Genomic DNA, 10,449 nt, shown 5'->3' with positions numbered 1-10,449 from the left:
TATAATTTAAACACTTTGTAAACTTTTTATTTCACAAAGTGTATTTTATAATAAATGAGATGTTGAAATTTTTAAAAAACAGATGGAGGTGTGCGTTTTGCTGAAGCTAGAAAATGTATCGAAGGTTTATAAAGGCGGAAAAAAAGCGGTCAAGAACATTGATCTTGATATAGCAAAAGGTGAATTTATCGTCTTTATCGGACCGAGCGGCTGCGGGAAGACAACGACGATGAAAATGATCAACCGTTTAATTGAACCGACTTCAGGAAGCATTTACATCGACGGAGAAAACATAATGGATCAGGACCCGGTGGAGCTGCGCCGGAAAATCGGCTATGTCATTCAGCAAATCGGACTCTTTCCCCATATGACGATTCAGCAGAATATCACGCTTGTTCCAAGGCTTTTGAAATGGCCGGAAGAAAAGCGGAAGAAGCGGGCGGAGGAACTGCTTCAGCTCGTTGATATGGGGCCGGAATATTTGAACCGCTATCCTCATGAACTAAGCGGCGGACAGCAGCAGAGAATCGGCGTGCTGCGGGCGCTTGCGGCGGAGCCGCCCCTCATTTTAATGGATGAACCGTTCGGAGCGCTGGACCCGATCACCCGTGATTCGCTTCAGGAAGAGTTCAAAAAGCTGCAGAAATCGCTGGACAAAACGATTGTCTTTGTGACCCACGATATGGATGAAGCGATCAAGCTTGCCGACAGAATTGTGATTCTTCGTGCCGGCGAGATTGTTCAAGTCGGAACGCCTGACGACATTTTGCGGAATCCGGCGGATGAATTCGTTGAGGAGTTCATCGGAAAAGAACGGCTTCTTCAGTCCCGTCCTGACATCGAGCATGTCGAACAAGTGATGAATCCGAATCCGGTCACGATTACGAGTGAAAAAAACCTGACTGAAGCGATTCAAGTGATGAGGGAGCGCCGCGTCGATTCACTGCTTGTTGTGGACGAACGCAATGTCTTAAAAGGATATATCGATGTTGAAATCATCGATCAATACCGGAAAAAAGCCGTCACGGTCGGAGAGGTTGTCAATGAGAATGTCTACTCCGTTCAAAAAGGCACGCTCATCAGAGATACCGTCCGAAAAATTTTGAAAAGAGGATTCAAATATGTTCCCGTTCTTGATGAAGAAGGGCGCCTTGTCGGAATTGTCACAAGGGCAAACCTTGTCGACATCGTGTACGACTCGATTTGGGGAGATGAAGAAACCCTTGTCCAACGTTAAATGTAGGGAGGTGCATCAATCATGAATCAGATCGTCCAATTTCTCCAGAACAACGGCGGGGAAATGCTTTATAAAACATGGGAGCACTTATATATATCCATTTTTGCGGTGCTGCTCGGCATCATTATCGCGGTTCCGCTCGGTGTCGTTTTAACGAGAATGAAAAAAGGGGCCGGCGTCGTGATTGGAATTGTTAATATCATTCAAACGCTGCCGAGTTTGGCGATTCTGGCGTTTTTTATTCCGCTCCTCGGAGTGGGAAAGATTCCGGCGATTGTCGCGCTGTTTTTCTATTCAGTCCTACCGATTCTGAGAAACACTTACACGGGCGTAAAAGGCGTCAATCAAAATTTGCTTGAATCAGGAAAGGGAATCGGTATGACTGCATGGGAACAAATCCGCCTGATCGAACTGCCGCTGTCGGTGCCGGTGATCATGGCAGGCATCCGGACTTCCACCGTTTACTTAATCGGCTGGGCGACGCTCGCGGCTTTTATCGGCGGCGGCGGACTCGGCGACTATATTTTTATCGGGCTCAACCTGTACCAGCCTGAGTACATTATCGCCGGAGCGGTGCCGGTTACGATACTGGCCATTGTGATCGACTATATGCTGTCGAAAACCGAAGACAAAGTCACGCCCCAAGGATTAAAAGGGATGAAGGAAGTATCATAAGGAGTTGGCTCTTATGCAAACAAAAAAATTGAGACGGCTCGGCGCCGTCATGCTGGTCTTCTTGCTTTTGATCAGCGGCTGTGCGCTGCCGGGTCTTGGCGGGGCTTCCGATAAAACGATCAAAATCGGGGCGCAAAACCTGACCGAATCCGAAATTCTTGCCAATATGATCTCGCTTTTGATCGAGCATGATACAGATCTCAATACGGTGCTTGTCAAAAACCTCGGCTCAAACTATGTGCAGCACCAGGCCATGCTCGGCGGAGACATTGACATTTCAGCGACGCGCTATTCGGGAACAGATCTGACAAGCACGCTTGGAAGGGAAGCGGAGAAAGACCCGGAAAAAGCGCTTCACATCGTACAGCAGGACTTTAAAAAGAAATTCAACTACAAATGGTTTGATTCTTACGGATTTGACAATACGTACGCTTTTACAGTCACGAAAGAACTCGCTGAAAAAGGGAACTATGAAACCATATCCGATCTGAAAAAAGATGCGGATAAACTGAAGCTTGGCGTTGACAATGCCTGGCTGAAACGAAAAGGCGACGGATATCCGGGATTTAAACAGGAATACGGATTTTCATTCGGCTCGACCTTTCCAATGCAGATCGGACTCGTTTATGACGCCGTCAAAAACGGCAAAATGGATATCGTTCTTGCCTATTCAACGGACGGCAGGATCAAAGCCTATGATTTAAAGCTGTTAAAAGACGATAAACGCTTTTTCCCGCCGTATGACTGTTCGCCGGTCGTGCCGGAAAAAGTGCTGAAGGAACATCCAGAGCTTAAAGAGACCATCAATAAACTGATCGGAAAAATCGATACCGAAACGATGCAGGAGCTCAATTACGAAGTTGATGGAAAACTGAAAGAGCCTTCTGTCGTCGCGGCCGAATTTTTAAAGAAGCACAATTATTTTGAGTAAAAGGAGGGGCTGACAAATGGAAGTGCTGCAGCAGCTTTGGACGTATTATGCGCAAAACGGGAGCTATGTGCTGGGGGAATTTTACCGACACTTTTTAATGTCGGCATACGGCGTATTATTCGCCGCCGTCGTCGGCATCCCTGTTGGTATTTTCATCGCCAGATACCGGAAGATCAGCAAATGGGTCTTTTCCATCACCAATGTCATTCAAACGATTCCGGCGCTTGCGATGCTCGCCGTCTTGATGCTAGTCATGGGACTCGGCGCCAACACGGTGATTCTATCATTGTTTTTGTATTCGCTTTTGCCGATTATTCGAAACACATATACGGGAATCGTCAGCATTGAGCACGCCTACCTTGAATCAGGGAAGGCGATGGGCATGACGAAATTTCAAGTGCTCCGGATGGTGGAGCTTCCGCTCGCTTTGTCGGTCATTATGGCAGGGCTCAGAACCGCGCTCGTCATCGCGATCGGCATCACGGCCATCGGCACGTTTGTCGGCGCTGGCGGCCTCGGGGACATCATTGTCAGGGGGTCAAACGCGACCAACGGAACAGCGATCATTCTGGCAGGCGCGATCCCGACGGCACTGATGGCGATCATCGCCGATCTGTTCATGGGATGGCTTGAACGTGCGCTGAGCCCCGTTAAGCATCATAAAGGCAAGACGCCGAATCCGGATGCCGCTTAAATGGCAGCCGAAAAAAGCCGAATTTCTGCTAAAGAGAAATTCGGCTTTTTATGATTGGCGTTTTTTCGCTTCATTGACCAAAAAATGAAAGTACTGTTCGAGGTTGAGCAGGTCTTCGCGGGACAAGCAGTCCCATTTTCCGGGCTCAAACAGCCACAGATCTTCGACGCCATGCTTGGCCGCGATGTCCTGCATCGTGACATAGCCGCGCGGCTGTTCGCGAATCTCGTCAGCCCTCATATAACCGGCAATATCCATGAGCTGCTCGTACGGCATTTTCAGAGCATCGGCCAATTTTCTGATCGTCGCGGGCTTTGGAACACCGCGATGGCCGTTTTCGATTCTGGAAATGGCAGCGGCGCTCACACCGGCATACATAGCAAGCTGATTAACAGACAGGCTTCTTTGTTCCCTCAGCTCTTTGAGTCGTTCGCCGAACATTGTCATCGCCATCTCCCCCGCAAATTCATGATATAAACAGTTTAATACAAATGTTGACTAAAGGAAATACTTAGATAGGAAAAATATTGACAAAAGTTAACATAAGGGATAAAATAACAGCAGGGTCGAAAACAGACGAAAATGATAAAAAGGGGGGCGTGCGCTGCGGAGAAGGTATTCAGTTTTTGTTTCGGCTGCTTGCTTCCTGCACGAGAAAGTCGAAATATTTGTCCAGGTTTTCGATGTCTTTCTTTGAGAGCACCTTCCACTTTTCGCTGTCAAACAGAGAAAGATCCTCTAAATCGTACTGTGAAACGATGTCGTAAATGGAATCGTAGCTGCTTCTTGCTTCCTGGACTGTAGATGCGCTGATATAGCCTGCGGATGCCATCAGTTCCTCATACGGGACTTTCAAAGCGTCCGCCAGTTTTCTGATCGTCGCCGGCTTCGGCACGCCGCGCTTTCCGTTTTCAATTCGCGAAATGCCGGCCGAACTGACGCCGGAATACATTGCCAGCTGATTGACGGTCAGTTTTTTCCGTTCCCTTAATTGTCGTAAATGGTATCCAAAGTTCGTCATGGCCAAAACCTCGCAATCTCTTATTATAAAATATTTTAGTACGAATATTGCCTATAGGAAACATATGGATGATAAAAGTGTTGACAAAAGTTAACAAATCGTTTATGTTCAATATAGACAAAAAGAAACATAAGAGATTAGAAAGGGGAGTAATCATGGTAAAAAAGATTCATATCAAAAGAGATTTTGTTCTCCAGTATATGATTGAACACAATCTCTCCTTAAATCAGCTTGCCATTGAAATCGGCGTATCCCCGGCGACTCTGAGCAGAGTTTTAAATGGCGAAAGGAGGCCCGGACAGCTTGTGATCGGAAAGATGATTCAGTATTTCAACAAAAAATTTGAAGATCTCTTTTATTATAAAGATGTTGACAAAAGTCAATAAACAAAGGAAAAAAGGAGGCTTTTCAAACGTGAAAAATACAGGAATTGTCCGGAGAATCGATGAGCTCGGCAGAGTCGTTCTCCCGGTCGAAATGCGCAGGGTGTTGAATATCAATGAAAAGGACCCGCTCGAAATATACACCGACGGAGAAAACATCATTTTGACAAAATACGCCGCCAACATGGCATGCTTGATGACCGGCGACATCACCACCAAAAATAAAACGTATGCGGGCGGCAAAATCGTACTCAGCCCAAGGGGAGCAGAAATGCTGCTGGAAGATATGATGGCGGCCTTGTCAGAAAAATGATTACATATTCCGCCTGATAGGGAGCATAGCCGCTCCTTTTTTTGTATACCTTATTCAGGCGCTGGGAAAAAATAAAAAAAGCTGTTCGAAACGCTCGTGACATGCGCTTGCTTTTCATGTAAAATAAAACTATTGTCAGCCAGTTTGTCTGGAGGTGTAGGTTATGGCCGCATTTTTAACGGTCTTATTAGTGATTGTAAGTATCGTACTGATCGTTGTCGTTTTACTGCAATCCGGCAAAAGCGCCGGATTATCAGGCGCAATTTCCGGCGGAGCCGAGCAGCTTTTCGGAAAGCAGAAAGCAAGAGGACTTGATTTGATTCTCCACCGGATGACGGTCGTTTTAACCGTGCTTTTCTTTTTCTTAACGATTGCGCTTGCTTACTTTGTATAAGACAATGAAGCATGAGGTCTGATGTTCAAGTCAGGCCTTTTTCCTATTTGCAGGTCTTTGTATGAAGAGACCGGCCGATTGATAAAGTTTGTTTCAAGACTAAACGTGGAAGAATACATATGAAAAGGAGACAGTGAATCATGAAAATCGTCAAACCACAACCTTTCACATTTAAAGGCGGAAAAAAAGCCGTCCTGCTGCTGCACGGATTTACCGGCAACACGGCGGACGTGAGAATGCTCGGAAGATATTTGAATGAAAAAGGCTACACATGCCATGCGCCCCAATATAAAGGCCACGGCGTGCCTCCGGAAGAACTTCTTTCTACAGGGCCGGAAGACTGGTGGAAAGACGTCATGAACGGGTATGAATATTTGAAATCGGAAGGGTATGAACAAATCGCCGCTTGCGGTCTGTCTCTCGGAGGGGTTTTTTCATTGAAATTGGGTTACACTGTACCCATAAAGGGAATTGTTCCAATGTGCGCGCCGATGTATATCAAAAGCGAAGAGACGATGTACGAGGGTGTGCTTGAGTATGCCCGCAATTATAAGAAATTTGAAGGCAAGACAGCGGAACAGATTGACGCTGAGATGGAAGAATTCAAAAAAACGCCGATGAACACGTTGAAAGCACTGCAGGATTTGATTGCCGATGTCAGAGAGCATGTGGACATGATCTATTCGCCTACATTTGTCGTGCAGGCGCGCCACGATCATATGATTAATACGGACAGCGCGAACATCATCTACAATGAAGTTGAAACGGATGATAAGCAGCTGAAATGGTATGAAGAATCCGGTCATGCCATCACATTGGATAAAGAACGCGAAGCACTGCACAAGGATGTGTATCAATTTTTAGAAACGCTGGATTGGCAGACATAAGGAGGTCTGGTTAGTGGAAAAAGAAGAATTTATGGATAAGCTTCTCTCCTTTATGAAAGAAGAAGCGTATAAACCTCTTACAGTTCAGGAACTGGAAGAGATGCTGGAAATCACCGATTCGGACGAATACAAAGAGCTTGTCAAAGCTCTTGTAACCCTTGAAGAAAAAGGGCTTGTCGTCAGAACGAGAAGCAACCGCTACGGTTTGCCCGAAAAAATGAATTTGATCAAAGGGAAGGTGTCGGCGCACGCGAAAGGCTTCGCGTTTGTTCTCCCCGAAGATTCCTCGCTTGACGATGTCTTCATTCCGCCGTCTGAGCTGAATACGGCAATGAACGGAGATACCGTGCTTGTCCGCCTGAGTACGGAGTCCGGAGGTACAAAAAAAGAAGGAGCCATCATCCGCATCATTGAGCGCAACGTTCAGAAGATTGTCGGCACGTATACAGAGACGAAAAACTTCGGCTTCGTCATTCCCGACGATAAAAAAATCACGAATGACATCTTTATTCCGAAGCACGCCAAAAACGGCGCCGTCGAGGGGCACAAAGTCGTCGTCCGCCTGACAAGCTATCCTGAAGGCCGGATGAGTGCGGAAGGGGAAGTTATCGAGATTCTCGGCCACAAAAACGACCCCGGCATCGATATCCTTTCCATCATTCATAAACATGGCCTCCCGGGAGACTTTCCGGCTGAGGCGATGGAACAAGCCGGCAATACGCCTGATACAATCGATGAAAAAGATCTTGAAGGCAGACGGGATCTGCGCGATCAAACGATCGTCACGATCGACGGCGCAGATGCCAAAGACTTGGATGATGCCGTTACCGTCACAAAACTCAAAAACGGCCATTATAAACTCGGCGTCCACATTGCCGATGTCAGCCATTATGTCACAGAAGGGTCTCCGATTGACCAGGAAGCATATGAACGCGGCACGAGCGTCTATCTTGTCGACCGGGTGATTCCGATGATCCCGCACAGGCTGTCGAATGGAATCTGCTCTTTAAATCCGAAGGTTGACCGGCTGACTTTGTCGTGCGAAATGCTCATTAATCCTCAAGGGCAAGTCGTCGAACACGAAATTTTTCAAAGTGTCATTAAAACGACCGAGCGGATGACTTATTCTGACGTGAACAAGATTTTAGTCGATGACGATGAAGAGCTGAAGCAGAAATATGAGGCGCTTGTCCCGATGTTCAAAGACATGGAAGACTTGGCTGCGATTCTGCGCGGCAAGCGGATGGAACGCGGTGCCGTCGACTTTGACTTTAAGGAAGCGAAGGTACTCGTCGACGAAGAAGGAAAAGCGAAGGACGTCGTCTTGAGAGAACGGTCGACAGCAGAAAAGCTGATCGAAGAATTTATGCTTGTCGCCAATGAAACGGTCGCCGAGCACTTTCATTGGATGAATGTTCCGTTTATTTACCGGATTCACGAAGATCCGGATCAAGAAAAGCTCCAGAGATTTCTTGAGTTCGTTACGACATTCGGCTATGTCGTCAAAGGGACGGCCGGAAGCATCCATCCGAAAGCGCTGCAAAGCGTGCTTGAAGAAGTCAGGGATCGTCCTGAAGAAGCCGTAATTTCAACGGTTATGCTCAGATCGATGAAGCAGGCGAAATACGATCCGCAAAGCCTCGGACACTTCGGCTTGTCGACTGAATTCTACACCCATTTCACGTCACCGATTCGCCGCTACCCTGACTTGATCGTCCACAGGCTGATCAGGACGTATTTGATTCAGGGCAAGACAGACGAAGCGACAAGGGAGAAATGGGCCGAAAAACTGCCTGAGATCGCCGAGCATACGTCAAATATGGAACGCAATGCCGTAGATGCCGAGCGGGAAACGGATGATTTGAAAAAAACCGAATTTATGCTGGATAAGATCGGTGAAGAATTTGACGGTGTGATCAGTTCCGTTACGAACTTCGGCATGTTTGTCGAGCTGCCGAACACGATCGAAGGGCTTGTCCACGTCAGCTTTATGACGGACGATTTTTACCGTTATGATGAACAGCACTATGCCATGATCGGCGAGCGTACGGGCAACGTCTACCGGATCGGCGATGAGATTACGGTCCGCGTCGTTGACGTCAATAAAGACGAGCGGAACATCGATTTTGAAATCGTCGGCATGAAAGGCTCCCGCCGCCGGCAGAAACCGGAGCAAAAACAGAAAAAGGGTCCTAAAAAGGATGCTCCATCGGCTGACAAAGGGGAATGGTTCACCAAGCCGAAAAAGAAAAAAGTAAAGAAAAAACGCGGTTTTCAAAACGCGCCGAAACAAAAACGCAAGAAAAAGAAAAAATAGACGGCACACGTCAAAAAAAGGGCGGCGAAATTGTAAGGCGAACGTTCATTTGATAGAATAATACGTATTCGCCGCCCTTTTGAATGTGAGATTGAAGGCGGGAGGAGGTTGCCGTATGCCAAAGGGAGAAGGGAAGGTTGTTTCCCAAAATAAAAAAGCAAATCATGATTATTTTATAGAAGAAACATACGAAACAGGCATCGTGCTTCAAGGTACGGAAATCAAGTCCATTCGCGCCGGACGGGTGAATTTAAAGGACGCGTTCGCCAAAATTGAGCGCGGGGAAGTGTTCCTTCACAATATGCACATCAGCCCGTATGAGCAGGGGAACCGCTACAACCATGATCCGTTGCGGACGAGAAAGCTTTTGATGCACCGCAAGCAGATCAACAAATTGATCGGTTTGACGAAAGAGCAGGGATACTCGCTCGTACCGCTCAAGATTTATTTGAAGAACGGTTTTGCGAAAGTGCTGCTCGGACTCGGAAAAGGGAAGAAGAAATTCGACAAACGCGAAGACTTAAAGCGCAAAGACGCCAAACGTGAAATCGAAAGAGCATTCCGCGACAGGCAAAAAGGCTTGATCTAAAGCCGGAACCCATGTTATCCTATATGAACGTGATCACAGACATTACCATTTGGAATTGACGCGTGATCTTGTTATAATAGTGATGCAGCCAGTTATCCGACTTCCTTTTCATCCAAGGGGACGTTACGGATTCGACAGGGACGGATCGAGCTTGAGTTGCGAGCCGAGAGGCGATCTCGTAAAAACGCACCTAAATATAACTGGCAAATCTAACCAGAACTTAGCACTAGCTGCCTAATTAGCGCAGCGAGCTCTTGCCCGCATCGCCTATGTGCCGGTTAAGAGCCCATAACGAAGTAGGCTACGCTTGCGCTCCCGTCTGAGAGCGCAGGAAGAGACTTATCAGACTAGCTTTCCGAGGGCCTGCCCGCAGGCACGAAGATGAGCGAAACTAAATATGCAGGGCTACGCTCGTAGACGCTGAAGCAATCGACGTTTCTGGACGTGGGTTCGACTCCCACCGTCTCCACCATACATATGATGGTGGTTTTTTTGTTTTTGGGGGAGTTTTGATGTTTGTGCAAGAGCCTTTGAAAGGCTTAATGAACATGTATGGCGGGTCATCGGTCCTCATATTGCAGCGGAAAAAAAAAAGCTTTCCTCGAGCGACAAAAAATCATCCTACACGCTGCCTGCGGGCATCTTTAAGATAAAAAGCCCACTCATGAAAGGAACGGCCGTTCGGCGGATTCAAGAGGCTTTAGCTGCCCTCTATTTCTATCCATACAAAGAGGCAAAGAATAACGACATAGAAATGGCTGCTGCGGGCCGAAAACGGCGAACGCGGTCAAACGGTTCCAGCTGATGTACGAGTTGTCTGCGGATGGTATTTACGGACCGAAAACGAAAGCAAAACTTGAATCACTACTGAAGTAATACAAAAAGGCCTCTAATAAGGGCCTTCTTATCTCCATCTCCAATTTATTTCATTATCATTTTCGTAAATCCCTGGAAGGGATATACCAACCTTTTTTTGCTGTTCATCAATAATAAACCAATTTTCATCAT

12 protein-coding genes, 1 other RNA gene and 1 pseudogene are annotated in these 10,449 nt (G+C 47.0%); 12 read left to right on the top strand and 2 right to left on the bottom strand.

Annotation, left to right across the window (positions count from 1 at the left end):
* The first annotated feature begins 97 nt into the window (after nucleotides 1–97).
* The 4 genes from C1T29_RS20085 to C1T29_RS20070 are packed head-to-tail and all read left to right on the top strand — an operon-like array spanning nucleotide 98 to nucleotide 3,537.
* The gene (locus tag C1T29_RS20085; RefSeq protein WP_020452992.1) at nucleotides 98–1,237 is read left to right on the top strand and encodes a betaine/proline/choline family ABC transporter ATP-binding protein; all 1,140 of its coding nucleotides are present in this window, start codon (nucleotides 98–100) and stop codon (nucleotides 1,235–1,237) included.
* Nucleotides 1,238–1,258: 21 nt separating this feature from the next.
* Nucleotides 1,259–1,912: an ABC transporter permease gene (locus C1T29_RS20080; RefSeq protein WP_020452991.1), complete on the top strand. Its 654-nt coding sequence runs from the start codon at nucleotides 1,259–1,261 to the stop codon at nucleotides 1,910–1,912.
* Between the two features lie 13 nt (nucleotides 1,913–1,925).
* Nucleotides 1,926–2,843 carry an osmoprotectant ABC transporter substrate-binding lipoprotein OpuCC gene (gene opuCC / locus C1T29_RS20075; protein ID WP_103750129.1) on the top strand — a complete coding sequence of 306 codons (918 nt, stop codon included), beginning with the start codon at nucleotides 1,926–1,928 and terminating at the stop codon, nucleotides 2,841–2,843.
* Nucleotides 2,844–2,859: 16 nt separating this feature from the next.
* Complete coding sequence (locus C1T29_RS20070; protein WP_020452989.1) at nucleotides 2,860–3,537, top strand: ABC transporter permease; 678 nt, start codon at nucleotides 2,860–2,862, stop codon at nucleotides 3,535–3,537.
* 48 nt (nucleotides 3,538–3,585) lie between these two features.
* Here the strand turns inward: C1T29_RS20070 and C1T29_RS20065 are convergent, their stop codons facing one another.
* Both C1T29_RS20065 and C1T29_RS20060 read right to left on the bottom strand, forming a co-directional pair.
* Nucleotides 3,586–3,984 (bottom strand): helix-turn-helix domain-containing protein, encoded by a 399-nt coding sequence (locus C1T29_RS20065; protein ID WP_023856314.1) that lies wholly within the window; start codon nucleotides 3,982–3,984, stop codon nucleotides 3,586–3,588.
* 172 nt (nucleotides 3,985–4,156) lie between these two features.
* The gene (locus tag C1T29_RS20060) at nucleotides 4,157–4,558 is read right to left on the bottom strand and encodes a transcriptional regulator (RefSeq protein ID WP_020452987.1); all 402 of its coding nucleotides are present in this window, start codon (nucleotides 4,556–4,558) and stop codon (nucleotides 4,157–4,159) included.
* A gap of 152 nt (nucleotides 4,559–4,710) precedes the next feature.
* On the opposite strand from C1T29_RS20060, the gene C1T29_RS20055 reads away from it, so the two are divergent.
* From C1T29_RS20055 to C1T29_RS20020, 8 genes and pseudogenes are all read left to right on the top strand, one after another.
* Entirely contained in the window at nucleotides 4,711–4,944 is a 234-nt protein-coding gene (locus C1T29_RS20055; protein WP_085959538.1) for a helix-turn-helix domain-containing protein, read from the top strand.
* A gap of 28 nt (nucleotides 4,945–4,972) precedes the next feature.
* Entirely contained in the window at nucleotides 4,973–5,254 is a 282-nt protein-coding gene (locus C1T29_RS20050) for an AbrB/MazE/SpoVT family DNA-binding domain-containing protein (RefSeq protein ID WP_020452985.1), read from the top strand.
* A gap of 163 nt (nucleotides 5,255–5,417) precedes the next feature.
* On the top strand, nucleotides 5,418–5,648 hold the full coding sequence (gene secG / locus C1T29_RS20045) for a preprotein translocase subunit SecG (RefSeq protein ID WP_003185418.1): 231 nt from the start codon (nucleotides 5,418–5,420) through the stop codon (nucleotides 5,646–5,648).
* Between the two features lie 140 nt (nucleotides 5,649–5,788).
* Nucleotides 5,789–6,535 (top strand): alpha/beta hydrolase, encoded by a 747-nt coding sequence (locus C1T29_RS20040; RefSeq protein WP_035337713.1) that lies wholly within the window; start codon nucleotides 5,789–5,791, stop codon nucleotides 6,533–6,535.
* A gap of 13 nt (nucleotides 6,536–6,548) precedes the next feature.
* The gene (gene rnr, locus C1T29_RS20035; protein ID WP_103750128.1) at nucleotides 6,549–8,852 is read left to right on the top strand and encodes a ribonuclease R; all 2,304 of its coding nucleotides are present in this window, start codon (nucleotides 6,549–6,551) and stop codon (nucleotides 8,850–8,852) included.
* A gap of 115 nt (nucleotides 8,853–8,967) precedes the next feature.
* Nucleotides 8,968–9,441 (top strand): SsrA-binding protein SmpB, encoded by a 474-nt coding sequence (gene smpB / locus C1T29_RS20030; protein WP_009329604.1) that lies wholly within the window; start codon nucleotides 8,968–8,970, stop codon nucleotides 9,439–9,441.
* Between the two features lie 116 nt (nucleotides 9,442–9,557).
* Nucleotides 9,558–9,913: a transfer-messenger RNA gene (ssrA, locus tag C1T29_RS20025) on the top strand.
* 108 nt (nucleotides 9,914–10,021) lie between these two features.
* Nucleotides 10,022–10,317 (top strand): annotated as a pseudogene (locus C1T29_RS20020) (peptidoglycan-binding protein); the annotation flags it as partial.
* Nucleotides 10,318–10,449: the final 132 nt, after the last annotated feature.

Source organism: Bacillus sp. MBGLi79 (assembly GCF_002953915.1).
Note: the sequence above shows the minus strand (reverse complement) of the source record. Positions and strands in the feature narration are given on the sequence as shown.